General features: G+C 50.4%; 19 protein-coding genes and 5 tRNA genes. 20 read left to right on the top strand and 4 right to left on the bottom strand.

Annotated features, from left to right (window positions below):
* Positions 1 to 97: 97 nt before the first annotated feature.
* The 3 genes from pabC to tmk are packed head-to-tail and all read left to right on the top strand — an operon-like array spanning position 98 to position 2,642.
* Entirely contained in the window at positions 98 to 922 is an 825-nt protein-coding gene (gene pabC, locus KP814_RS23420) for an aminodeoxychorismate lyase (protein ID WP_216739039.1), read from the top strand.
* Positions 873 to 1,952: an endolytic transglycosylase MltG gene (gene mltG / locus KP814_RS23415; RefSeq protein WP_371824085.1), complete on the top strand. Its 1,080-nt coding sequence runs from the start codon at positions 873 to 875 to the stop codon at positions 1,950 to 1,952. Before pabC ends, mltG begins: the two co-directional genes overlap by 50 nt.
* A 51-nt stretch (positions 1,953 to 2,003) precedes the next feature.
* Entirely contained in the window at positions 2,004 to 2,642 is a 639-nt protein-coding gene (gene tmk / locus KP814_RS23410; protein ID WP_371824084.1) for a dTMP kinase, read from the top strand.
* Between the two features lie 65 nt (positions 2,643 to 2,707).
* On the opposite strand, the gene acnB is transcribed toward tmk, so the two are convergent.
* Positions 2,708 to 5,278 (bottom strand): bifunctional aconitate hydratase 2/2-methylisocitrate dehydratase, encoded by a 2,571-nt coding sequence (acnB, locus tag KP814_RS23405; RefSeq protein WP_216739038.1) that lies wholly within the window; start codon positions 5,276 to 5,278, stop codon positions 2,708 to 2,710.
* A 338-nt stretch (positions 5,279 to 5,616) separates the two neighbouring features.
* On the opposite strand from acnB, the gene KP814_RS23400 reads away from it, so the two are divergent.
* Positions 5,617 to 6,225, top strand: a complete 609-nt coding sequence (locus KP814_RS23400; RefSeq protein ID WP_216739037.1) for a tRNA-(ms[2]io[6]A)-hydroxylase — start codon at positions 5,617 to 5,619, stop codon at positions 6,223 to 6,225.
* A 27-nt stretch (positions 6,226 to 6,252) separates the two neighbouring features.
* On the opposite strand, the gene KP814_RS23395 is transcribed toward KP814_RS23400, so the two are convergent.
* Entirely contained in the window at positions 6,253 to 6,987 is a 735-nt protein-coding gene (locus tag KP814_RS23395; protein ID WP_216739036.1) for a UDP-2,3-diacylglucosamine diphosphatase, read from the bottom strand.
* A 3-nt stretch (positions 6,988 to 6,990) separates the two neighbouring features.
* Complete coding sequence (locus KP814_RS23390) at positions 6,991 to 7,485, bottom strand: peptidylprolyl isomerase (protein ID WP_216739035.1); 495 nt, start codon at positions 7,483 to 7,485, stop codon at positions 6,991 to 6,993.
* A gap of 219 nt (positions 7,486 to 7,704) precedes the next feature.
* Between KP814_RS23390 and KP814_RS23385 the strand changes: the two genes are divergently transcribed.
* Positions 7,705 to 9,393, top strand: a complete 1,689-nt coding sequence (locus KP814_RS23385) for a glutamine--tRNA ligase/YqeY domain fusion protein (RefSeq protein WP_216739034.1) — start codon at positions 7,705 to 7,707, stop codon at positions 9,391 to 9,393.
* Between the two features lie 53 nt (positions 9,394 to 9,446).
* Entirely contained in the window at positions 9,447 to 10,850 is a 1,404-nt protein-coding gene (cysS, locus tag KP814_RS23380; RefSeq protein ID WP_216739033.1) for a cysteine--tRNA ligase, read from the top strand.
* A 98-nt stretch (positions 10,851 to 10,948) separates the two neighbouring features.
* On the opposite strand, the gene folD is transcribed toward cysS, so the two are convergent.
* Positions 10,949 to 11,833 (bottom strand): bifunctional methylenetetrahydrofolate dehydrogenase/methenyltetrahydrofolate cyclohydrolase FolD, encoded by an 885-nt coding sequence (gene folD, locus KP814_RS23375; protein WP_216739032.1) that lies wholly within the window; start codon positions 11,831 to 11,833, stop codon positions 10,949 to 10,951.
* 339 nt (positions 11,834 to 12,172) lie between these two features.
* Between folD and KP814_RS23370 the strand changes: the two genes are divergently transcribed.
* The 14 genes from KP814_RS23370 to KP814_RS23305 all read left to right on the top strand — a co-directional run bounded on the left by KP814_RS23370 (position 12,173) and on the right by KP814_RS23305 (position 25,300).
* A tRNA-Pro gene (locus tag KP814_RS23370) sits at positions 12,173 to 12,249 on the top strand.
* A 60-nt stretch (positions 12,250 to 12,309) separates the two neighbouring features.
* Positions 12,310 to 12,386: transfer RNA gene (locus tag KP814_RS23365), tRNA-Arg, on the top strand.
* Positions 12,387 to 12,425: 39 nt separating this feature from the next.
* A tRNA-His gene (locus KP814_RS23360) sits at positions 12,426 to 12,501 on the top strand.
* Between the two features lie 68 nt (positions 12,502 to 12,569).
* Positions 12,570 to 12,654, top strand: a tRNA-Leu gene (locus KP814_RS23355).
* A gap of 118 nt (positions 12,655 to 12,772) precedes the next feature.
* Positions 12,773 to 14,122: a trigger factor gene (gene tig / locus KP814_RS23350; protein ID WP_216739031.1), complete on the top strand. Its 1,350-nt coding sequence runs from the start codon at positions 12,773 to 12,775 to the stop codon at positions 14,120 to 14,122.
* Between the two features lie 108 nt (positions 14,123 to 14,230).
* A complete protein-coding gene (gene clpP, locus KP814_RS23345) occupies positions 14,231 to 14,872 on the top strand; it encodes an ATP-dependent Clp endopeptidase proteolytic subunit ClpP (RefSeq protein WP_011396058.1) in 642 nt (213 codons plus the stop codon).
* A 77-nt stretch (positions 14,873 to 14,949) separates the two neighbouring features.
* Positions 14,950 to 16,233, top strand: a complete 1,284-nt coding sequence (clpX, locus tag KP814_RS23340) for an ATP-dependent Clp protease ATP-binding subunit ClpX (RefSeq protein WP_127969652.1) — start codon at positions 14,950 to 14,952, stop codon at positions 16,231 to 16,233.
* Between the two features lie 211 nt (positions 16,234 to 16,444).
* Positions 16,445 to 18,877, top strand: a complete 2,433-nt coding sequence (gene lon / locus KP814_RS23335) for an endopeptidase La (protein ID WP_127969653.1) — start codon at positions 16,445 to 16,447, stop codon at positions 18,875 to 18,877.
* Between the two features lie 198 nt (positions 18,878 to 19,075).
* Positions 19,076 to 19,348 (top strand): nucleoid-associated protein HU-beta, encoded by a 273-nt coding sequence (gene hupB / locus KP814_RS23330; RefSeq protein ID WP_011396062.1) that lies wholly within the window; start codon positions 19,076 to 19,078, stop codon positions 19,346 to 19,348.
* 42 nt (positions 19,349 to 19,390) lie between these two features.
* Positions 19,391 to 19,467 (top strand) — tRNA-Asp (locus KP814_RS23325).
* Positions 19,468 to 19,547: 80 nt separating this feature from the next.
* Positions 19,548 to 21,434 carry a SurA N-terminal domain-containing protein gene (locus KP814_RS23320; RefSeq protein WP_216739030.1) on the top strand — a complete coding sequence of 629 codons (1,887 nt, stop codon included), beginning with the start codon at positions 19,548 to 19,550 and terminating at the stop codon, positions 21,432 to 21,434.
* A gap of 323 nt (positions 21,435 to 21,757) precedes the next feature.
* Positions 21,758 to 22,567 carry a C39 family peptidase gene (locus tag KP814_RS23315; protein ID WP_011396064.1) on the top strand — a complete coding sequence of 270 codons (810 nt, stop codon included), beginning with the start codon at positions 21,758 to 21,760 and terminating at the stop codon, positions 22,565 to 22,567.
* Positions 22,568 to 22,630: 63 nt separating this feature from the next.
* Positions 22,631 to 23,647 (top strand): transporter, encoded by a 1,017-nt coding sequence (locus KP814_RS23310; protein WP_216739029.1) that lies wholly within the window; start codon positions 22,631 to 22,633, stop codon positions 23,645 to 23,647.
* A gap of 30 nt (positions 23,648 to 23,677) precedes the next feature.
* Positions 23,678 to 25,300, top strand: coding sequence for an OmpP1/FadL family transporter (locus tag KP814_RS23305; protein WP_216739028.1), 1,623 nt, complete (start codon positions 23,678 to 23,680; stop codon positions 25,298 to 25,300).

Below are 25,300 nucleotides of genomic sequence, written 5' to 3'. Positions count from 1 at the left end.
GTAACCTTCTCAGACCAAGCCGAAGAACCGCTCGCAGGTAAACCTTGCGGGCGGTTTTTTGCTTTTTGGGTTTGTGATTTTTTTTTTGGGTTGATGCATGTATCTGTTGAATGGTGAAAAAGCGGATCATATATCGATCGCCGATCGAGGGTTGGCCTACGGGGATGGTCTCTTTGAGACTATTCTTGTGGTAGATGGCCGCCCTGTTTTATGGAATGAGCACTTGGCGCGTTTGCGGATGGGGTGTGAGCTATTGCGAATACCCTATGGCGTGAGCGGCGATTCTTTGCTGGCGCGATTGGATGAGCTGCTTGCAGAGAGTAAAGATATGAGCTGCAAGTGTGTATTGAAGATTATCGTGTCCCGAGGAGCTGGCGGTAGAGGGTATGCGCTGCCCAAGGTGCAACGACCGGCGGAGGTGTTGGGCCTGTTTAGTGCGCCGGATGTCGACTCGATTCAAGTGTATGGTGGCAGTGTGCGGACTCTAAAATCGCAGGCTGTGGAATATGGCTCGTACGCGGGACTTAAGCACCTTAATCGCCTGGAGCAAGTGCTTGCGTCCGTTGAGCTTGATGGGCGGGCGTTCGAAGGATTGATGTTTGATGCTTCTGGGCGTTTAGTTGAAGGGACTCGGACGAATATCTTTCTCTGGGATGAGGGTAGAATCTTCACACCGACATTGGCGCGATCGGGGGTGAAGGGCGTGCTGAGACAATATATCCTTAACAATGCACCTGAGTGGGGTTTGCATATTGATGAGGCGGATATTGCTCAGGCAAAATTGAAAAAAATCAAGGGGATGGCTTTGGTCAATAGTGTGATGGGAGTTATTCCGGTTAATCAATTAGATGGTAAATTACTGAATATCGACTGTGTCATCAAAGAACTCCAAGAAAAAGTCCACCAAAAAATCCCGTTTTAGCTTGAGAAAGTTTGTTCTCAAGACCTTTCTTGCTGTATTTCTTATCTCATCAGCAGTTGTCGTCGGCGCATACTATTACGGGCGTTATTTGTTATTGCAGCCCTTGCCGGTGGCTGCCACCACTACAATTGAAGTCAAGCGCGGCGATTCTTTGCGGAAAGTTGCCGATAGGATGGCTGAGCAAGGCGTGCTGGAAAGCGCTGAATGGTTTTATTGGTACGGCCGGCTTAGTCGAAAAGATAAGCAGCTAGTGGCTGGCGAGTATTTGCTTGAGCCTGGCAAGAATACCATTGAGCTGTTCGCCTTGCTGACTTCCGGGAATACTCTGAATTATGCGCTCACTATCATCGAAGGCTGGAATCTGAAGGATGTGCTGCGTGAGCTGGAAAACCATCCAAAACTGGAAAAAACCATCGATACACAAGATCCGGCTCAGCTCGCCAAATTGCTGGGCATGAACTATCCGCATGCGGAAGGTCTTCTGTTTCCTGATACCTATTTTTATAAAAAAGGGACCCGAGATGTTGATCTGCTGACTACGGCTCATCGTCGGATGGTGCGTATTCTGGAAGATGAATGGTCTCGCAAGAGCGCCTGGAGTGCGGCGGCGACTCCCTACGAAGCGTTGATACTGGCTTCGATCGTCGAAAAAGAAACTAGCGTGGATAGTGAGCGAGGGCGTATCTCCGGGGTGTTTACTTTGCGGCTGGAGAAAGGGATGCGCCTACAGACAGACCCCACGGTGATCTATGGCATGGGTGATAAATATGAAGGAAATCTGCGTCGCAAGGATTTGCGCGAAGCAACGGCTTACAATACCTATGTCATAAAAGGGTTGCCGCCAACACCGATTGCTATGCCTGGGCGCGCCTCCATTCATGCCGCGTTGCACCCCGAGAAGACGGGGGATCTTTATTTTGTGGCGCGAGGTGACGGTACTCATGAATTTTCTAAAACACATGAAGCGCATGTAAAAGCAGTTAGGAAGTACCAGCTGCGTCGCAGAGAAGATTATCGCTCAACGCAGTAATCGAGAGTTGGTGCTGGGCGTGCTAAATTTGGTTTAAGTTTAGATATTTTAATGAGGCAAACGTTGAAGAAAGGGTTGTTCATTACCGTAGAAGGTATCGAGGGGGCGGGTAAGACCACTAACCTCAACTTCATTCGTTCTATTTTAGAGGAGGGCGGAGAGGAGGTGTTGATGACTCGTGAGCCCGGCGGTACGCCGATGGCGGAAGAAGTCAGAGAATTGTTGTTGCGCCCTCGTGAGGAAACAGTCTCGTCTACGGCTGAATTACTGCTTATGTTCGCTGCGCGAGCTCAGCACCTAGAGCAAAAGATTCGACCAGCTATCGATCGGGGTGTGCATGTGTTGAGCGACCGGTTTACCGATGCAACTTATGCCTATCAGGGTGGGGGACGTGGATTGTCCTGGGAAATGATACATGACCTTGAAAAGATGGTGCAGGCGGACTTCAAGCCGGATCTTACTCTGTTATTGCGTATTGATCCTGAGGCCGGGATGGCAAGAGCGAGAAAGCGTGGCGCCTTGGATCGTTTTGAGCAGGAGAAACTGGAGTTTTATTTCCGTGTTCAGGAAGGCTATATGAAGAGGGTGGCTGAAGACCCAGGGCGCTTTCTGGTTGTGGATGCGCAGAAGTCGTTGGAAGATGTGCAGGCTACGATTGCCCAGGAATTGGCGGCGAAATTGGTTAGTTAACTGTTTGTTTGAGTTTTGAATGGCGAATGATAAAAAAACGCCCCGCATTTGCGGGGCGTTTTGCTTTAGGCTTCCGCTTTCGCGTTAGCTGCTTTCTCGGTGTATGCATCCATCTTGTCGAAGTTCAGGTAGCGGTAAATGTCGCCAGCCATGCTGTCGATATTTTTCGCATAGTCCATGTACTCTTCAACGGAAGGGAGGCGGCCCAATACTGCCCCGACCGCCGCCAGTTCTGCGGAAGTCAGGTAGACATTGGCGCCGTCGCCCAAACGGTTGGGGAAGTTACGAGTGGATGTAGACAGTACGGTTACGCCGGGGGCTACGCGAGCCTGGTTGCCCATGCAGAGTGAGCAGCCTGGCATTTCTGTGCGCACGCCATTGCGTCCGTAAATGTTGTAGTAACCTTCTTCCATCAGCTGCGCCTGATCCATTTTGGTGGGCGGAGACATCCAGAATCGGGTTTTCAGCGCGTCTTTGTTTTGCTCCAGCAGTTTGCCGGCAGCGCGGAAGTGGCCAATGTTGGTCATGCAAGAGCCGATGAAGACTTCATCAACTTTATCGCCTGCTACGTCAGACAGCTTCTTGGCGTCGTCTGGATCGTTCGGGCAGCAAACGATAGGCTCTTTGATTTCATCCATATCGATTTCGATAACCGCTGCGTATTCGGCGTCGGAGTCAGCGCGCATCAGGCTTGGGTTGGCCAGCCATTCTTCCATGGCTTTGGCTCGGCGCTCGATGGTGCGGACGTCTCCGTAGCCTTCCGCGATCATCCAGCGCAGCATAACAATGTTGGAGCGCAGGTATTCGGCGACAGAATCTTCAGACAGGGTGATGGTGCAGCCTGCAGCGGAACGCTCCGCCGATGCGTCGGAAAGCTCGAACGCTTGCTCGACGGTCAGGCTTTCCAGACCTTCGATTTCCAGTACGCGACCAGAGAAGATGTTTTTCTTCCCTTTCTTTTCAACGGTCAGCAGGCCTTGCTGAATCGCGTAATAGGGGATGGCGTGAACCAGATCGCGCAGAGTAATGCCGGACTGCATTTTGCCCTTGAAGCGAACCAGTACTGATTCAGGCATATCCAAAGGCATGACGCCAGTGGCTGCGGCGAAAGCGACCAGACCTGAACCTGCAGGGAAAGAGATGCCCATGGGGAAGCGGGTGTGAGAGTCGCCGCCGGTACCGACAGTGTCTGGCAGCAGCATGCGGTTCAGCCAGCTGTGAATGATGCCGTCGCCAGGACGCAACGCCACGCCGCCGCGGTTCATGATGAAGTCTGGCAGAGAGTGTTGCATTTCTACGTCAACCGGCTTGGGATAGGCGGCGGTGTGACAGAATGACTGCATAACCAGGTCGGCGGAGAAGCCCAGGCACGCCAGGTCTTTCAGCTCATCGCGAGTCATTGGCCCGGTGGTGTCCTGAGAGCCGACAGTGGTCATACGAGGTTCGCAGTATTGGCCAGGGCGTACGCCTTCGACGCCACAGGCTTTTCCGACCATTTTCTGGGCCAGAGTGAAGCCTTTGCCAGAATCGCTGGCGGCTTGCGGGCGGCGGAATACGTTGGATGGCTCCAAGCCCATTGCTTCGCGAGCTTTGTCGGTCAGGCCGCGGCCGATAATCAGAGGAATACGTCCGCCTGCGCGAACTTCGTCCAGTAGAACGTCTGATTTCAGTTCGAATTCGCCGATGACTTCACCGGTTTCGTGATTCTTGACCTTGCCTTCGAAGGGCAGAATTTCGATGACGTCGCCCATGTTCATTTGGGATACGTCGCATTCAAAAGGCAGGGCTCCGGCATCTTCCATGGTGTTGAAGAAGATAGGAGCGATTTTTCCGCCAATACAGATGCCGCCAGTGCGCTTGTTGGGCACGCCTGGCATGTCGCGGCCAATGTACCAAAGTACGGAGTTGGTGGCGGACTTTCTGGAGGAGCCTGTGCCCACTACGTCGCCGACGAAAGCGACTTCGTGGCCTTTCTTCTTCAGTTCTTCAATCTGCTGCTCGGCATTGGTAATGCCTTCGCGAGGCATTTTGTACATCGCTTTAGCATGCAGAGGGATGTCCGGGCGCGACCATGCGTCAGGCGCAGGAGAAAGGTCGTCGGTGTTGGTTTCGCCTGTTACTTTGAAAACAGTGGCGACAATGCTCTTCGGCACTTCGGGCTTTTGCAGGAACCATTCTGCGTTGGCCCAGGAGTCCATGACTGCTTTTGCGTTGGCGTTGCCTGCGTCCGCTTTTTCTTTGATGTCGTGGAAAGTATCGAAAACCAGGAGCGTAGATTTCAGTTGTTCTGCGACAAGTTGTCCAAGAGAAGCGTCATCCAGCAGTTCAACCAGTGTGGAGATGTTATAGCCGCCCTGCATCATGCCTAATAATTGAACGGCTTTTTCCTTGGAGATCAGGGGGGATTGGGCTTCGCCTTTAACGATGGCGGTGAGGAAGCCGGCTTTAACGTATGCCGCTTCATCTACGCCGGGGGGCACGCGATTTTCCAACAAGTCTACTAGCGTTTCTTCCTCACCGGCTGGGGGGGCTTTCAGTAGCTCCACCAACCCTGCCATTTGCTCTGCATTAAGCGGCTTGGGTGGGACGCCTAGTTCGGCTCGTTCTTCAACGTGTTTACGATATGCTTCTAGCACGGTAGAACCCTCATCATTTCCTGTATCCGCCCTTATGGGGCGGTGTTTTTGATTGGGCGAGAGGTTACTTCGCTCCATATATAAAGACGCAATATTCTATGCCAATGATAGTGCAAAGTTAAGCAAACGCCCTATCAGCCCTGTTGATAGTCGATATAAATTTGAAAAATGTAGCCATTGGTCGTAATAAACTTTCGTGAATGTAGGTGGGTGAGCGGCTTATAGAAAATGGTGTTGTTGGTGAGTCGGGTGAGCGGGGATATGAGAATTTCTGGTATACTGCCCGGCTCACATTTTGATGATTAATTTTGACTTTTAGTGCGGAAACTCTAGTGGATATGTCTGTATCGGCTCCTGAAGATATCGTTAGCTTTTTAGGCTGTGAAACGCCCGAGGCATGGTTGCGTAAAGCTGCAGCGGAACTGCCGTTATTGCTGGTGGATCATGCGCAGTGTGAGAAGAAGGCGGCCTCTTCAGCATTGCAATTGATGTTCAGATATCCTGAGGATATTGAGTTGTCGACGCGGATGTCGAAGCTTGCGCGTGAAGAGCTGCGCCACTATGAGCAGGTAGTGAAAATCATGCAGGGGCGAAACGTGTCTGATCGCAAGCAAACCGCGTCTCGTTATGCTTCCGCGTTGCGCGATTGCGTTCGTAAAGGCGAGCCGCACAGACTGGTGGATATGCTAATCATAGGAGCGTTTATAGAGGCGCGTTCCTGCGAGCGATTCGCTCGACTAGTTCCCTATTTGGATGAAGAATTGGCTGCTTTTTATCGAGGCTTGCTTGAGTCAGAAGGGCGGCATTACAGAAACTATCTGAAATTGGCCAAAGAGCGTTCACCTGTCGATATAACGGACAGGATTGAGTATGTTCGTGAAGTGGAGGCGGATCTGATTCGTTCGCCTGATTCGGAGTTTCGCTTCCATAGCGGTGTTCCCGCTTAAAGTGTTGAGAGCCTGACGCTGCTTGCGTCAGGCTATATCCTCGGCTTTCAGGTTCAGCAATTGGAAGCCATCTGCGTCCGCTCTGCCATACCAGGTTTCGTCTCCCCAGTCGCCGAGAACAATGCGCTTTACTTCCCCTTGGAGTAGGTTATAACGATGTGTGTCGGGACGATGTGTGTGGCCGTGAATCAACAGCTCAATGTTATAAGTGTTGAAGGTGCTGATTACCTCGTCCGGCGCGACATCCATAATTTCTTCCGCTTTTCCTTGGTTCTTCGCCATGCTGATCTGCCGCATTTGGCGGGCTGTTAATTGGCGTTGATCCAGGGGGCGTGAAAGAAACTGCGACTGAAAGGCTGGATTGCGAAATGTGGCGCGAGCCTTCTGGTAGGCGGCGTCCAAAGTGCAAAGCGAGTCGCCATGCATAAGTAATGACGGGACTCCATACAGATCAAGGGAATGAGGCTCTTCCAGCAGGGTGGCGCCACATTGCTTGGCATAGGTGTCGCCAATGAGGAAGTCGCGATTGCCATGCATGAGATAGATGCAAGTTCCGGCTTCCGCCAGTCTGTGAAGCCGTTGCGCCACCTCTACTTGCAGAGCGGTCTGCTCGTCATCGCCTACCCAGACCTCGAAGAAGTCTCCGAGTATATACAGAGCGTCTGCATTCGGAGCTATTTTGTCCAGAAAATTAAAGAAAAACCGGGTGAGTTCCGGTTTTTCCACTTCCAGATGTAGATCGGAAATAAACAGCGTTGGCATGATTTATTCGACGATGGTGGCGGAAGTGATAATCACATCTTCGGCTGGAACGTCTTGGTGCGCGCCTTTATAAGTGGTGGCGACGGATTTGATTTGATTGACGATGTCCATGCCCTCAACGACTTTGCCGAATACTGCGTAACCCCAGCCTTCAGTGGTTTCCGATGTGAAGTCCAGGAATCCGTTATCTGCGACGTTAATAAAAAATTGAGCGCTTGCTGAGTGAGGGTCCATAGTGCGGGCCATGGCGACAGCGCCTGTCATGTTGCTAAGGCCGTTGTTTGCTTCGTTCTTGATTGGCGCCCGGGCCTGCTTGGGAGTAAGGCCTGGCTCAAAGCCGCCGCCCTGAATCATGAAGTTGGAGATGACGCGGTGAAAGATGGTGCCGTCATAAAAGCCGTCGCGGACATATTGCTCGAAGTTTTTCGCTGTAATAGGGGCGTTTTCGTGGTCGAGCTCGATTTTGATGTCACCGAAGTTTGTCTGCAAAAGAATCATGTAGTTACCTTTTAAGGCTTTTGAGCGGTTAAAACGTCATTTTAGCCAAAAAGCAGCGACCATTTCAGTAATTTGCGCTGCGACGAAGGTAAAGTTTCCCTATAATTACCGGTTTATTCCCTGTGCGTATAATCCAAGGGATATTAAAAGCGAATTCTTTTGCAAGGCTAAGAATCAGCCTTAAGCGCAATAAACATTGATGGTAGAGAAAGCATTTTTATGAGTGAAGGCGAGGCCATAAAGCCCAACTTTATTACCCAGATCATTGATAAAGATCTGGCGGCGAACAAGCATGGCGGCAAAGTGCATACCCGTTTTCCACCGGAACCGAATGGATATCTCCATATCGGCCATGCGAAGTCCATTTGTCTAAACTTTGGCGTTGCTGAAACCTACGCCAACGGCCGCTGCAATCTACGCTTCGACGATACCAATCCTGAAAAAGAAAGCCAGGAATACATCGATTCGATCGCTACTGACGTCAAGTGGCTGGGGTGTGAGTGGGAAGAGCCTGTCAGACATGCTTCCTCATACTTTGATCAGTTGTTTGAGTACGCCATTGAGCTGATTAACAACGGCAAGGCTTATGTGTGTAGCCTGACGCCTGACGAAATGACTGCATATCGCGGCTCATTGAAAGAGCCGGGCAAACCCAGTCCCTATCGCGACAGGAGCGTTGAGGAAAACCTCGATCTGTTTCATCGCATGGCGAAAGGTGAGTTTGCGGATGGCGCCCATGTGCTGCGCGCAAAGATCGATATGGCGTCGCCCAATATCAATATGCGCGATCCGATTTTGTATCGCATCCGTCGCGCTCACCATCATCAGACTGGTGATAAGTGGTGCGTGTACCCGATGTACGACTACACGCATCCGATTTCGGACGCTCTGGAAGGGATAACGCATTCTTTATGCACACTGGAATTTGAAGACCATCGCCCCCTGTATGACTGGGTGTTGGATAACATCAGCATCGATTGCCATCCACAGCAAATTGAGTTTGCGCGCTTAAATCTCAACTATACCGTCACCAGTAAGCGTAAGCTGAAGAAGCTGGTGGACGAAAAGTATGTTGAAGGCTGGGATGATCCGCGCATGCCGACTCTTGCAGGGTTGCGTCGTCGCGGCTATACGCCCCGCTCAATTCGTAGCTTTTGTAATGCGATCGGTGTAACGCGTAGCGAAGGTGTTGTTGACGTAGCCATGCTGGAGTTCGCGATCCGCGAAGATCTGAATGAGCGTGCGCCAAGAGCAATGTGCGTGTTGCACCCATTGAAAGTGGTGATTACCAACTATCCCGAAGGGCAAGTTGAGGAGTTGGTGGCGCCGGCGCATCCTCAAAATGAGTCCATGGGAACTCGCACTGTGCCTTTCGCGCGAGAGATTTATATTGATCAGGAGGATTTCCGGGAATCCGCCAATAAACACTTCAAGCGTTTAGTGTTAGGGAAAGAAGTGCGCTTACGTAACGCCTATGTGATTCGTTGCGATGAAGTTATCAAGAATGAAGCGGGTGAACCTATTGAACTGCGCTGTGTCTATGATGCTGACACTCTGGGTAAAGACCCGGAAGGGCGCAAAGTTAAGGGCGTTATTCACTGGGTCGCTGCGGATCAGGCGGTAGATGTGGAAGTGCGGCTTTATGACCGCCTTTTCAATCATGAAAGCCCCGACGCCCAGAAAGAGGTGGAATTTACTGAATTTCTGAATCCAGAATCTCTGGTTGTCTTGAGTGGAGCAAAGGCGGAGGCGAGCCTACGTCAGGCGGGTTCAGAAGTTCCATATCAGTTTGAGCGGGAAGGGTATTTTTACCTTGACCCAATCAAGGCGGCTCAGGGTGAGTTGGTGTTTAATCGCACTGTCACACTACGTGACACCTGGGCGAAAATTGAGGCGAAGGGCGAATAATTTCGCCTTTCCGCCGGAAGCAACGTTAACGGTAACATTAGGACTAATAGGTCGTGTTGAAGATATACAGTAGCCTTTCTCAGCAAAAAGAAGAGTTTAAACCCATTCAGGCCGGTAAGGTCGGTATCTACGTTTGCGGAATGACTGTATATGACTACTGTCACCTTGGGCATGCCCGGGTCCTGGTGTGTTTTGACATAATTACCCGTTATCTGCGCGCGAAAGGCTACGACGTCAATTATGTGCGCAACATTACTGACGTTGATGACAAGATCCTGAATCGGGCGCGTGATAACGGGGAGCCTGTTGACGCGCTGACGGCTCGTTTTATCGACGCCATGCATGAAGATGAGCGCGCGTTGGGCGTGCTGTCTCCTTCTGCGGAGCCTCGTGCGACGGGACACATTGGTGAAATTATCGCCATGATTCAGCAGCTCATGGATAAAGGGTTTGCCTACCATGCGTCCAATGGCGATGTTTACTACGCCGTAGAGCAGTTTGCGGATTACGGTAAGCTCAGCAAGCAGAAACTGGATGAAATTCGCGCTGGAGCCAGAGTTGAAGTGGATGCGGAGAAGCGCAGCCCTGCGGATTTTGTGCTGTGGAAGGCGGCGAAGCCGGGTGAACTGTCATGGAGTTCGCCATGGGGTGAGGGGCGTCCTGGCTGGCATATTGAGTGCTCAGCGATGTCTACGCAATGCTTGGGTGATACCTTTGATATCCATGGCGGCGGACCGGATCTTAAGTTCCCGCACCATGAAAACGAAATAGCGCAGTCGGAAGCCGCTACAGGCTGTAAGTATGTTAATTATTGGATGCATGCTGGAGCTGTAAGGGTTAACAAGGAAAAGATGTCTAAATCACTGGGTAACTTTTTCACGATTCGTGAAATTCTGGACAAATACCCGGCTGAAGTGGTGCGTTATTTCCTAGCTTCCAGCCATTATCGTAGTGCGATTGATTATTCTGATCTTGCCTTGGAAGAGGCGCGGAGCGGGCTGGAGCGTCTATACAACTCCATTCGTGAACTCTATGGGGAATTGAGTGCTGTTTCAGTGGATGAGTCTCTGGTTGGGGGGTATCGAGAGCGCTTCCATCAAGCGATGGATGATGACTTCAATACCTCGTCCGCTGTGGCTGTGCTGTTTGATATGGCGAAAGCAGTGAACGTGGCGAAAAAGGAAGATCGCGCCAAGGCGTTATTGCTGGCGAAAGGCATGATTGATCTGGCTGAGGTGCTTGGTCTGCTTCAAGCTAACCCTGAATCCTTGATGCAGGGAGAGAATGAAGAGGTTGGCGGTTTGAGTGTGGCTGAAATTGAAGACTATATTGCTCAGCGCAATGCAGCTCGCGCCAATAAGGACTTTGCTGAGTCTGACCGCATTAGAGACTTGCTCAAGGATAAGGGTGTACTGCTTAACGACTCGCGTGAGGGTACGACCTGGCAGAGAGCTTAGCTCGGCCGTTTAAATGTAAAAAGCCCCGGTTATTTATGTGAGTAACCGGGGCTTTTCTCTATATGGAGTCTGCTAAGTGATTGGCTATGAGGTGGGAGCTAATCTTTGTGCAGGTGATTCGCGGCGTAAAGCGTGTTCTCCATGAGGGTGGCGACGGTCATGGGGCCGACGCCTCCAGGTACTGGTGTGATCCAACTGGCGCGTTCCGCCGCTTCATCAAATTCGACGTCCCCAACTAGCGCGCCGTCATCTTTACGATTGATGCCTACATCAATCACGATGGCGCCTGGCTTTATCCATTCGCCTTTTACAATGCCTGGGCGCCCTACTGCGACGACAACGATATCGGACTGGCTCACTTTGGCTGGAAGGTTGACCGTAAAACGGTGAGTAATGGTGACGGTACAGCCCGCCAGCAATAACTCTAATCCCATGGGGCGTCCGACAATATTAGAAGCTCCGACCACCAAAGCATCTTTGCCTCGCAGTTCAACGCCGGTGCGGGCCAGTAGCGTCATGATGCCTTTGGGAGTGCAGGGGCGTAATACGGGCATGCGCTGCGCCAGTCTGCCCAGGTTGTAAGGGTGAAAGCCATCGACGTCTTTGTCTGGCTTGATGCGCTCTAATATATTGTCCGCGTCCATATGCGCCGGGAGGGGTAATTGGACAAGGATGCCATCTATAGCGTTATCTTCGTTAAGAGTGTCGATTAGATTGAGTAGCTCCTGCTCCGTCGTGCTCTCGTCCAAGGTGTATTTTTGAGAGAGAAAGCCGACTTCTTCGCAAGCCTTGGTTTTATTCTTCACATAAACTTGGGAAGCGGGATCCTCTCCCACCAATACAACGGCGAGACCGGGTGGGCGCAGACCGCTGTCGATGCGGGCTTTTACGCCTTCTGCAACATTTTTGCGAACGTCCGCGGCGACCTGCTTGCCGTCGATCAGCCTAGCGTGATGGTTGTTCTGGGCGTGAGTCATAGTCATGGCCAACTGATGGGAATAGGGGCCCACATTTTACTGAAATGGCGCTATAGCTCAATTGTTTAATGTAATGCTAAAGGCTGGTTAGGGTGGTCTTGATTGATGGTTTGAGTTTGGCGGACGGGCGCTTCATATTAGGAGGGTGTAAGTAAGCGGTTGGTGGCGGTATCATGTTGGGGTGGGGATGCTTCTCTCATCTATATGTATTTATATGGAGGCAAACCGCCTAATAGGCCGTGTTTGAAAATATTTTAAGTATTTTCAAATTGATGGTTGACGATGTCGGGTTCCGCGAGTAATATTCGCGCCAGCTTTCGCTGAGACGCCTGGTCTCACTAAGAGCGGGGTATAGCGCAGTCTGGTAGCGCGCCTGCTTTGGGAGCAGGATGTCGGGAGTTCGAATCTCTCTACCCCGACCACTTTACTCAGTGAGTAATCACGGTATGAAGTGGTAATTCGCAAGGATTCGCGAATATAGAGCGCCCGTAGCTCAACCGGATAGAGCATCGGCCTTCTAAGCCGAGGGTTGCAGGTTCGAGTCCTGCCGGGCGCGCCATGCTTTAAAGTGGTGGCCTTAGGTAGCGAAGCATTTGTGGTGGACGTAGCTCAGTCGGTAGAGCTCAGGATTGTGATTCCTGCGGTCGAGGGTTCGATCCCCTTCGTCCACCCCATTCCTCTCAAGCTTTAGGGCTTGTTAAAAAGTTTTGATGTGTTTTGCAGCAAAACTACCTCTTATAGTGCGAAAGTGGCGGAACTGGTAGACGCGCTGGATTTAGGTTCCAGTATCGAAAGATGTGAGAGTTCGAGTCTCTCCTTTCGCACCATGTTAATTTTTAATAATTGCGAAGCTCCTTGTTTGTATTCTCTACTTGCTAAAGCAGTCGGGGCTCCGTAATATTTGCCTCCACTTTTTTAAGTTGCGTATCAGAATCGAGGATTATCATGCAAGTTTCGCTAGAGTCGACCTCTTCTATCGAGCGTCGAATGACAATTGGTGTGCCGGCAACTCAAGTTAACTCGGAAGTAGAGAAGCGTTTGCAGAAAACTGCTCGTACTGTCCGCATGAATGGTTTCCGTCCCGGCAAGGTACCGATGAGCGTGGTCAAAAAGCGCTATGGAGAGGGCGTGCGCCAGGAAGTTATCGGCGAAATGATGCGCGACGCTTATGTTGAGGCGCTTCAGAAAGAAGACCTGAACCCCGCTGGCTACCCCAAATTTGAACCCAAGAAAATCGAAGACGGCGAAGACTTGGAGTTTATCGCTACATTCGAAATCTATCCTGAAGTAGCTATTGGCGACCTTTCCTCTATCAGTGTTGAAAAAGAAGACTTTGAAATTGTAGATGCCGATGTTGATACCATGATCGACAAGCTGCGTCAGCAATCTTCTGTATGGAAAGATAGCGAAGATGCGGCTGCTGACGGCGACCGTCTGACCATCGACTTCAAAGGCATGATTGATGGTGAAGCATTTGAAGGCGGTTCCGCAGAAAATGCACAGATCGTTATCGGCTCCAAGCGCATGATTCCAGGCTTTGAAGACGGTTTGGTGGGCTTAAAGGCTGGCGATGAAAAAACGCTGGATCTGACTTTTCCTGAAGATTATCACGCTGAAAACCTGAAGGGTAAACCTGCTCAGTTTGAAGTGAAAGTGAGCAAGGTTGAGCGTTCTGAGCTGCCTGAAATCAATGATGAATTCTTTGCGCAGTACGGAGTGCAGGAAGGCGGAGAAGAGGCTTTCAAAGTTGAAATTCGCAAGAATATGGAGCGTGAAGCAAAATTTGCAATCGCAAATAAAGTGAAGCAGCAAGTGGTTGATCAGTTGCTAGGCTTGAGCGAATTTGATGTACCTTCTGCTCTGGTTGACTCTGAAGTTAACAGAATGCGCGAAGATGCTGCCCAGCGTTTCGGCGGCGGTCAAATGAAGGCTTCGCAATTGCCTGCGGAACTGTTTAAGGATCAAGCGGTCAAACGTGTTAAGACCGGCTTGATTTTCGCTCAAGTGGTTAAAGATAACGGCCTTGAGGCGTCTGAAGAGCAGATCGAAGCGAAAATTCGTGAGCTGGCGTCTAGCTATCAAGAGCCTGAGCAAGTGGTTAGCTGGTATATGAGCAACCCAGAGCAGAAGGCTCAAATGCAGTCTGTAGTTCTGGAGGATGTAGTGGTTGACTTCGTGGCTGATAAAGCGAAGATCGAGACTAAGTCCGTATCATATGAGGACGCGGTCAAGCCGAGAACAGCTCCTGCTGCGGAAGCTGATCAGGCGGAAGAAGCTGAGCAAAGCGCGGAATAAAAAACGCGGTCTTGCGCTAAAAAAGCCAGCAAATTAAGCTAGAATGACAAACAGCCGGTAACGTCCGGCTGTTTGTCTTTTATAGATAGCAATGGAGTTCTGATAAAAATGGCTCGCGACGACAACGCAACGATGATGAATAAATTAGAAATAGCCAATGCTCTGGTGCCCATGGTGGTTGAGCAAACCGCGCGTGGCGAAAGATCCTACGATATATACTCAAGGCTGTTGAAAGAGCGGATCATTTTTCTGGTCGGCCAGGTTGAAGACCATATGGCTAATCTGGTGGTGGCGCAGTTGTTGTTCCTGGAGTCAGAGAACCCGGACAAAGATATTCATCTCTACATCAATTCTCCTGGTGGCTCCGTGACCGCGGGGCTGTCAATTTACGACACCATGCAATTTATCAAACCTGACGTCTCTACAATGTGTATCGGGCAGGCGGCAAGTATGGGTGCGTTACTATTAAGCGGCGGCGCTGCTGGAAAGCGCTACTGTCTGCCACACTCTCGCGTGATGATTCACCAGCCATTGTTGGGCGGTCTGCAGGGGCAGGCTTCCGATATAGAGATACATGCGAAGGAAATCCTGTTGTTGCGCGAGAAGCTGAACAACATTCTCTCTAAGCACACAGGGCAAGACATTGAGACCATCGCTCGCGATACCGACCGCGATAAATTTATGGACGCTGAGATGGCTAAAAATTATGGCTTGATAGACTCTGTGCTTGATAAACGGGTAGTTGGTTAGCATACTTGGTGTATGGTAAATACGTAAGACTAACTAAACCCGTCTTGCATATATTGAATTAATTTAGGGGTAGTTTGATGGCTGATGAAAGAAGCGGAAAGGGCGAAGACAGCGGCAAGTTGCTGTATTGCTCCTTTTGCGGGAAAAGCCAACATGAGGTTCGCAAGCTGATCGCCGGTCCGTCTGTATTTATTTGCGATGAGTGCGTTGATCTGTGCAACGACATTATCCGCGAAGAGATTCAGGAAGCGACCACCAGTGACAGCAGCGACAGGTTGCCCACACCTCACGAAATCAAGGAAACGTTGGATGACTATGTAATCGGTCAGACCCGAGCCAAACTTGCGTTGGCTGTTGCGGTTTACAACCATTACAAGCGTCTGCGTTACGAAGACAAAAAAGGTGAAGTCGAACTAGGCAAGAGTAATATTTTGCTGATTGGACCCACCGGTAGCGGTAAGACTTTGCTGGCTGAAACGCTGGCGAGATTGCTGAACGTACCGTTCACCATTGCCGACGCTACCACATTGACGGAAGCCGGCTATGTCGGCGAAGACGTTGAGAATATCATTCAGAAGCTGTTGCAGAAGTGTGACTATGACGTCGAGAAGGCGCAGAAGGGTATCGTATATATTGACGAGATCGATAAGATTTCACGTAAATCCGATAATCCTTCTATAACGCGCGATGTATCTGGCGAAGGTGTTCAGCAGGCGCTGTTGAAGCTGATTGAAGGCACTGTCGCCTCTGTGCCGCCTCAGGGTGGGCGTAAGCATCCGCAGCAAGAATTTCTGCAAGTTGATACTTCGAATATTCTGTTTATATGCGGTGGCGCATTCGCTGGTCTGGAAAAGATTATTCGAGATCGCGCAGAGAAGGGCAGCATCGGCTTCTCGGCGGTAGTGAAGAGCCAGATTAGCTCTAAATCTGTTGGCGAGACGTTAAAAGACGTAGAGACCGAGGACTTGATCAAATTTGGTTTGATTCCCGAGTTTGTTGGTCGTTTGCCTGTCATCGCTACCTTGGATGAGCTGGATGAAGCGGCGTTGATTCAGATTCTGACTCAACCGCGTAACGCCTTGACCAAGCAATATTCTAAGCTGTTTGAAATGGAAAGCGTTGAAGTGGACTTCCGTGAAGACGCCTTGCACTCTATCGCCAAGAAAGCCATGGAGCGTAAAACCGGCGCGAGAGGGCTACGCTCTATACTTGAGCAAGTTCTCCTGAAGACCATGTATGACATTCCTTCAGAGCAGGATGTTTGCAAGGTTGTCATCGACGAGGGCGTTATCGCCGGCGAGTCCGAACCAATCAAAATCTACAAAAACAGCGAACAGGCTAAATTGGCTGCTGACGAGTAGCATCTATCGCGGTAATGGTTAAATTACCGCCTGTTTTTGAAGGTTTTTGTAAAAAAAGGGGCTTTAAGCCCCTTTTTTCTAAAATATTCCTATCTTGTAATCATCCTACATTTGTATTTTGCGGCCATTGTCCCCATCATCTATATCAAGTGAAAGATAGTGACCAGCATACGGCGCGAGTAAGAAGCGCCATCAAGTTCTGAGGTGTTATATGGTTGAGGGTTCATCACCTATCGTAATCCCTTTACTGCCATTGCGTGATGTAGTTGTTTTCCCGCACATGGTGATCCCTTTGTTTGTCGGCAGAGCCAAATCTATTAAAGCTCTCGAAGAAGCAACGGAAGGCAATAAGGAAATCCTGCTGGTAGCTCAGCGTGACCCTGCGGACGAAGATCCCGGGCAGTCTGAAATATATGGCATTGGTACCGTATCAACGATCCTGCAGATGCTCAAACTGCCTGACGGCACTGTAAAAGTGCTGGTTGAAGGCAACTATCGCGCCCATATTGATCGCGTAGAAAACGACGATTATCTCAGTGCGAAAGTCAGTGAATTGCCTGAGCCAATTCTTTCTGAGCGTTCCGCCGATGTCCTTACTCGTTCTTTACTTTCTCAGTTCGAGCAATACGTGAAACTGAGTAAGAAAATTCCAAATGAACTATCTGATTCATTGAGCAATATTGCTGAGCCCGGACGTTTGGCCGATACCATCGCGGCGCATTTGGAGCTTAAGCTTGAGTCTAAGCAAGAGTTGCTGGAAGTTGTGGATGTTAAGGCGCGAGTTGAAGCGCTGATGCAGCGACTAGAGAATGAGATTGACATTCTGCAAGTGGAGCAGCGTATTCGCGGCCGCGTTAAGAAGCAGATGGAAAAAAGCCAGCGCGAGTATTACCTCAACGAACAGATGAAAGCCATTCAAAAGGAAATGGGAGATCTGGGTGATGGCGGTAATGAGCTGGAGCAGCTTGAAAAACGCATCCTCTCGGCAGGCATGCCGGAAGAGGCGCGCAAGAAGGCGGAATCTGAGTTAAGCAAGCTCAAAATGATGTCGCCAATGTCAGCTGAAGCGACCGTTGTGCGTAGTTATATCGATTGGATGGTGAACATTCCATGGAAAAAGCGCAGTCGCGTTAAACATGACTTGGATGCGGCGCGTAAGATCTTGAATGAAGATCACTACGGCTTGGAAGAGGTTAAAGAGCGCATTCTTGAGTATTTGGCGGTACAAAGCCGGGTCAAGAAAATGAAGGGGCCTGTGCTTTGCTTGGTTGGTCCTCCAGGTGTAGGTAAGACTTCACTAGGGCAGTCGGTTGCAAAGGCCACCAACCGTAAGTATGTTCGTATGGCTCTCGGTGGCGTACGTGACGAAGCTGAAATTCGCGGTCACCGTCGGACTTATATCGGCTCTTTGCCTGGGAAGCTGCTGCAGAAGCTGGCGAAAGTCAACGTGAAGAATCCTTTGTTCCTGTTCGATGAGATCGACAAAATGGGCATGGATCATCGCGGTGACCCTGCGTCTGCTTTATTGGAAGTGCTGGACCCGGAACAGAACCACACGTTCAATGACCACTATCTGGAAGTGGATTACGACCTGTCTGAGGTTATGTTCGTTTGTACTTCCAATACAATGAATATTCCGCCAGCTTTGTTGGATCGTATGGAAATTATTCGGATTCCAGGATATACGGAAGACGAAAAGGTGAATATTGCTCAGAAGTACTTGTTGCCCAAGCAAATGGTGAACAACGGTTTGCAGGAAGGCGAGATGGAAACGGATGAGCAGGCTATCCGTACGGTCATTCGATACTATACAAAAGAGGCTGGCGTACGTGGCCTTGAGCGTGAGATCGCAAAGATCTGCCGCAAAGTTGTAAAAGAAAATGTATTGCTGAAGGGCAAGAAGGGCGAAGCTCGCCGTGTTACTGAAGAGAATCTTGAAGATTATCTGGGAGTGCGCAAGTTCAACTACGGCAAAGCGTCATCCCAGGATCGAGTTGGGCAGGTTACTGGCTTGGCCTGGACTCAGGTTGGCGGTGAGCTGCTGACAATTGAATGCACCTCGGTGCCTGGTAAGGGTAAAGTGGTGAAGACGGGCTCGCTTGGCGATGTCATGCAGGAGTCTATTCAGGCGGCTTTGACGGTGGTGAGAGGGCGTTCTCACGTGCTGGGCATAGCTCCTGATTTCCACGAGAAGAATGATATTCACGTACACGTTCCCGAAGGCGCAACGCCGAAGGATGGCCCTAGCGCAGGGATTGGAATGTGCACCGCGTTGGTATCGAGTTTGACCAACGCGCCGGTTAAGGCTAACGTGGCGATGACAGGAGAGATTACCCTTCGTGGTGAAGTCCTGGCTATCGGCGGGCTTAAGGAAAAGTTGTTGGCCGCGCACCGTGGCGGTATTAAAACGGTGGTGATACCACAGGAAAATGTTCGTGACTTAAAGGAGATTCCGGATAACATCAAAAATGAATTGGAAATTATTCCAGTTACATGGATAGATGAAGTTTGGAATATTGCACTGGGAGATGACTTTGCAAATAGGTTATCTAGTGCTGAAGGGGGCGTATCGGAAAAAGATAAAAGCTCCATTAATAAAGGTGATGAAACTTCTGATGGGGCGGACCGTATAAATACGCACTAGTGGAAGAAGCTGCTTGACACGCTTTTATCCGTGTTGGTATAAATGATCGCGTTGTCAGGCAGCGTCCCACAAGGGCTGCCGGCCAATTAAAAGAAGAAAAAGGATGTACTCACGCTCTAAAGTTTTAAGTGTGTTGTATACCTGAATTCCTTCATCACCAGTCAATTAATCAATTCAAAAAGATCTAAGGGGTTTAGTGTGAATAAGTCAGAATTGATTGATGCTGTTGCTGCATCTGCAGACATCTCAAAAGCGGCTGCTGGTCGTGCTCTTGATGCTGTCGTTGAGTCAGTTACTGAAGCATTAAAAAAGGGTGAGCAGGTTACTTTGATCGGTTTTGGTACGTTCTCTGTTAAAGAGCGCGCTGCACGCACTGGTCGCAACCCGCAAACTGGCGCTACGATTAAAATCGACGCTGCCAAAGTTCCCAGCTTTAAAGCCGGTAAAGCTCTGAAAGACGCAGTCAACTAGCATCTTGTGTCCCTAGTAAAATAGGGACGCAATGCAATCGAAGGAGCGGTAGTTCAGTCGGTTAGAATACCGGCCTGTCACGCCGGGGGTCGCGGGTTCGAGTCCCGTCCGCTCCGCCAAGATCCAAGGCGCCTAAGAGCGCCTTTTTTCATTAGAACAGTACAACCAGATTTGGAAGTTAGAATTCTAAGAGGGGCGCATGCTTCAAAATATTCGGGATAACGCCCAGGGCGTGATCGCCAAGGTAATTGTCGGCCTAATCGTAATGACGTTTGCCTTCTTCGGCATCGAGTCTATCGTTGGAGGGCTCAGCGGCGAGCCCGAAGTTGCGTCAGTCAATGGCGAACCTATCACTAAGTCTCAGTTCGAGCGCAAGTTCGAGAGAAACCGCCTTCAGGCTATCGCCAGCATGGGAGAGAATTACGATCCCAGCAAAATCGATGAAAACAAACTGCGTAAAACCACCCTTGATGAATTTATTACTCGCGAAGTTCAGCTCCAGGCTGCGCGGGAGGCTGGTTTCGCTGTTTCTGATGCAACCATCAACAACTTTATCACTCAGTGGCCAATGGCCCAGAAAGACGGTAAATACGACAACAACCAGTTTATGGAAGCGCTGCGCAGGATTGGCATGCGTCCTATGGAGTTCCGTAAAGAGTTATCGGATGAGTTGCTGGTAGGACAGTTGCAGTCCGGGATTGCTCAAACTTCTTTTGTTATCGGGGAAGAGCTGAATGAGCTGCTGAGAATGGAACGTCAGACTCGCAGTTTTAGCTACTATCGCCTTAATGCTGAAGACGTTGCGAAAGATATTGAGATTAGCGACGCGGAAGCTGAGGAATACTACAACTCGAATAAAGACGAATTTATCCTGCCTGAGCGCATCATCGTCAATTACATTGAGTTGACCCGAGATGTCTTGGTGAGTCGTGCAGAAGTCAGCGACGACGAAATCAGCAAGCGTTATGAGGAAGAAAAGAAAGAGTTTCATCCATCTGAACAACGCCGTGCTTCCCATATCCTGATTGAAACCTCTGATGACGTGTCTGATGAGCAGGCGTTGGCTAAAGCTCAAGAAGTTGAGCAGAAGCTAAAAGACGGTGGCGATTTCGCTGCGCTGGCGAAAGAGTTTTCAAGCGATCTAGGCTCAGCTAACGACGGCGGTGACCTGGGTTATGCTCAGAAAGGCGCTTTTGTTAAGCCTTTCGAAGAAAAACTGTTCTCCATGAATGTGGGCGATGTTTCCGAACCGGTTAAGACCGAATACGGTTACCACATCATCAAATTGAATGACGTTAAAGCGGTTGAAATGCCAAGTCTGGAAGAATCCAAAGACCGCATAGTCAAAGAGTTGCAGGAGCAGAAGGCGGATAGTCTGTTCGTTGAAATCAACGCCAAGCTGAAAGACATCACTTATACCGCGGATGATCTGGCTGGACCAGCTGAGGAGCTTGGTTTGGCGGTACAAACGTCTGAGCCCTTCTCCAGAGAAGGCGGGCAAGGTATTTTTAGTGGTCCTCAGGTAATCCAGGAGGCTTTCTCCGCGGACGTAATCGAAGACGGCCACAACAGTCAGGTTATCGATCTGGGCAAGGAAGGAAGCCTGGTGTTGAGGAAGAAAGAGCTGTTGCCAAGCGTGCCTCAACAGTTTGCTGAAGTGAAAGAAGCGATTAAGCAGAAGCTGGCTGTACAAAAAGCGAAAGACTCTCTGGCTGCGAAGTCGGAAGAAATGGTCGCTCAGCTGAAGAGTGGCGATCTGGCTCCGGTTTCTAAAGGTGCAGATGGCGAGCAGACGGGTTGGGTGGAGCTGAATGACGCTCGTCGTTCTCAGGCTGGCGCTGCGGATATTTCCCGCTTGGCCTTTAAGCTGCCTAAGCCGACTGAAGGTAAGCCCGTTATAGAGAAGTTTGAGACAAACTTTGGTTATGCGGTCATCGTTCTGAATGAAGTGAAGGACAATACAGAAGACCTGAGCGAAGCGGAGCAAAAGACCTATAGAACCTTTATGGCGAGCCGTAACGGTCAGCGTGAATACAACGACTACAATGAGAAAGTTCAAGACACGGCGGAAATTGAGCGCCTGTAAGCTCTCGATTTAAGCTAAAAAAAGACGGCCATGCGCCGTCTTTTTTATTGTCCAGAAGAAACGTCCACTCTAAAAACGAATAGCTTGTAATAGGCGTTTTCTATGGGGTGGCGGCAGGTGGGATGGCGCCGCTATGAACCCTCTGCTAAACCTTGCTCCCTCTGGCGCTTGGCGCATAAGGGATTTTACCGATCTTGCGCTCCCGTCTAACTGAGAATTGTGTACTGGTTATCTTTACCAGAAAGGCAATTGCGGTATCTTTACTTTACAAACAGTTACGTTGTAATCCCGTAATTTCGCAGAATAAAAACGAGTGGAAATGAATGCTTCTAGTGCTCGCCGGTTCGGTGCTCGCTTTCAATATCGCCAATGAGGCGGCTATTGTTGAGCCGCAGCCTAAAGGGGTTGTGGTGTATCAACAGGCAATCAGCACTGCGGGCAATGACGTAGCATTTTTGCGTTACGACACGATGGTCGAACCAGCGAAAGAGCAAAAGTTTCGCAATATCACCAAGCAAGCCTATGACTACAGCTGTGGTTCCGCCGCACTGACTACTGTGTTGGAACATTATCTGGGGCGTACTTTTGAAGAGCGTCAGATCATGGAGGGGCTGCTTCATTATGGCGACGCGGCGCGTATTGTTGAACGCCGTGGCTTTTCCATGCTCGACTTCAAACGACTGGTGACGGCGCTGGGGTATCCCTCAGGTGGTTTCAAAGCGGAAATTGAAGACTTGGCTGAGCTGGATCACCCCGCTATCGTGCCGATCCGCTATGGCGGCTTCAAACATTTCATTGTTGTTCGCGCAGTTCGCGATAATCGCGTCTTTGTGGCGGACCCCTCGTTAGGCAACATCACTTTCACGGTAGAGCTGTTCAAAGAGCATTGGGATCAGAATGTTCTCTTTATCGTCTTTCCCGGCAATACCAAGCCTGTGGACGGACTGGAATTGAGAGAAGAGGACATGCGCTATGTGGATGAGCAGACCTTCACCTTAAATGCATACCGGGAATTTCCTCAGTTTCATGAGGCGACGGAGTTTCGCATACGTAACGAACTGGAAAGACTTAAAAACAACGAAGACGGTTCAGTTAACAACACCAACAAGTATTTGCATTACAAACGCAATTAAAAAGTCCTGAAAACGTAACCGTCTGGAAAAGCTAATAAATACAATAACATTAAGGGAAAGCTAATGAAGCATTGGGTAGTATCCTGTGTTTACTGTGCGCTTACTTTTACGGCTGCTTCGCCTGTCTTAGCCGATGAGGGGCAAAACAGCGTGGACAAGGCGAGAGAGGCGTTGACCAAACAGGAGGACGATGCCGATTCCGCTAAACAACTGGAGGAAGTGTTCCAGGCGGCGGAGAAAAACTACTCCTTGTTGAAGAAGAGCAAGATGTCATTGACCTATGCCTTTGACTACAGCTACTTCGGCGACCAGCGCCTGGACATCGACATCGTCAACGGTTCATTCCGGAATTTTGACGTCACGCCTGCGGCGCAACATACCTTCACCAACACTTTCACCTTTGACTATGGCGTACTGGATAACCTGACCCTGTCCACACGCGTGCCGTTGTCCACCAAATACGATACCGAGACAGAGCTGAACAACTCTGATGTAGGAGACGTTTCACTGACCGCCCGTTGGCAACCTTTCGCTTATGTCCCAGGGAAACCGTCCTACACCCTGTTCAGTACTTTCAAGTCTAAAACCGGGGTCAGTCCATATGAGATTGACGTCAAGAGGCAGCTGTCTTCCGGGAGCGGTTACTACTCCTTTTCCGTTGGTGGCAGCTTTTCTAAAGTGCTTGATCCCGTCGTCATATTCAGCTCCGTCAGTTATACATTTCCTCTGAAAGAGACGGATCTGAATCAGGTGCGCGGGGGACAGAGACTGGTCTCTGTAGAACCCGCCAACTCCCTGTCGTTATCGGCGGGCTTTTCCTATGCGCTGTCATATGACGTATCGCTCAGTGTTTCATCGCAGCTGAGCTATTCGGATGAAACCGTTCTGAGTTTCGACACTGGCAATAAAGCAGTCGCCCAAGATCAGGTCAGCAGCTTGATGAGTTTCGCTATGGGCATTCGCGTCAGTGAAACCAAAATCATTAACACCTCCGTGGGGTTTGGTCTCACGGAGGATTCGCCTGATGTAACTATCGGGGTGTCTATCCCCATCAATATCGCAGGACTTAAAGAGCAATAAGCGGGAACAACAATCAGGCAGAGTTGTAAGATGAGCTTAAATATTAATAAGAATACAAAGCTCCTGGCTACGGCGGGACTATGCGCAGCCTGCTGGAGTGGAATCGCTTCCGCCCAGCTGGCGACGAATCTGATGGTGGACCCCTATGCATTGTCGCTGGGTAACGCCGTGACGGCTGCGCCTCCTGGCGTGGCTTCCATTCATTATAATCCCGCAGGCCTGACCAAGTTGAAGGGACGTCAGCTGGCGGTGACGCTGATGGGGGTGCACGCCAATATACAGTCTGACTTCTACGCCCCTGAAGGCTATAACGTGTTCGGTATCGATGGGGTGGAAAACGACCCTATATTCGATGGCGATACGGTGGCTAGAAGTCGCACGAATACCATCGCCTTGTACGTGCCAGGCTTCGGTATCCAGCGTCTGCCGAAAGGTCCGCCGGCGCTGGCGCCTTCTGTAGGATTCAGTTTGAACCCGCCGGGCTCCAAATTCACGTTTGCGAACCTGACCTACGGCCCGGAAATTCTGGGTTATTACCGGAAGAAAGACGATTCCGCCAGATATCTGGGTAAGGCGCTGTCATTGCAGCGTTTTACGTACTTGTCGCCTTCATTTGGCTATGAAATCAACGATGAGTGGTCGGTAGGGTTTGGCGTCAGCATGTCGTCTCAATCATTGGCGCTGGATACCTATACCCGTGCGCCCAACTTGATGATCGGTGTGTTGGAGGTCCTGCAGGACGCCTTCAATTGTGAGACCGGAGAAGAACCGCTGGCGCCGTTTCTCGGCCTCTGCGGCGGTAATGTGGGCCCCTGGGACGACATTGGGGGAATGAGCATTCAGGTGCAGGAGACCTTGTCCCCGAAATATCACGTCGGCGTGCTCTGGGAGCCGACGGACTGGTTCGCATGGGGGGCCAGTTATCAGAGCGAGTCCGACATGAAGTTGAAAGGGACTTATGAGCTTGCGTATACCGATGACTGGTCCGGTTTCTGGCGTTCCTTCAACGGCTCGATCGTCGGCGCTATCACCGCCGGGATATTCTCATTGCCATCCGGGACTCCCCGAGAAGCGGGGCAGCTATCCATCGACCTGACTCACCCTCAGCACTTTCAAACCGGCGTGAGTGTGAAGCTGAATCATCAGTTTACCGTGAATGTGGATGTGGGGTGGACGGATTACAGTTCCTGGGACGCCTTCCTGCTCAAGTTTGATCGCAACCTGGAATTCCTGGGCGCGGCGCGTCTGCTGTCGCCTAACGCAACGGCGAACACCATGCGTTTGCCATTGGAGTACCAAGATGTCTGGAATGTGGGGGTTGGCGTCGAGCAGCACCTTTCCAATCGTCTGGACCTTCGTTTCGGGGTAGAGATGCGTAACTCGCCAATCCCTCATAATCGCCGCGATATTCTGGCTCCTCTGAATGACACAGTGCTTTATAGCGTTGGCATGGGGTATAAGTGGGATAGAGACACGACGGTAGACTTCAACCTCAGCTACATGCGCAGTTGGCAGTATATTCCCGCTGGCTCCAGTTTAAACCTGAACGACGACGGCATTCAGAATATTGTCTACAACCCCTATGCCGGCGTGGATGTGGAGACCAATCTGAAACTGATCATGGCGGGTATGACCTTCCGGACGGCGTTTTGA

Source organism: Hahella sp. HN01 (assembly GCF_018986435.1).
In the GTDB taxonomy this organism is placed as follows: Bacteria; Pseudomonadota; Gammaproteobacteria; order Pseudomonadales; family Oleiphilaceae; genus Hahella.
The sequence above is the reverse complement of the archived record's forward strand: the minus strand, read 5'-3'. Positions and strand labels throughout refer to the sequence as shown.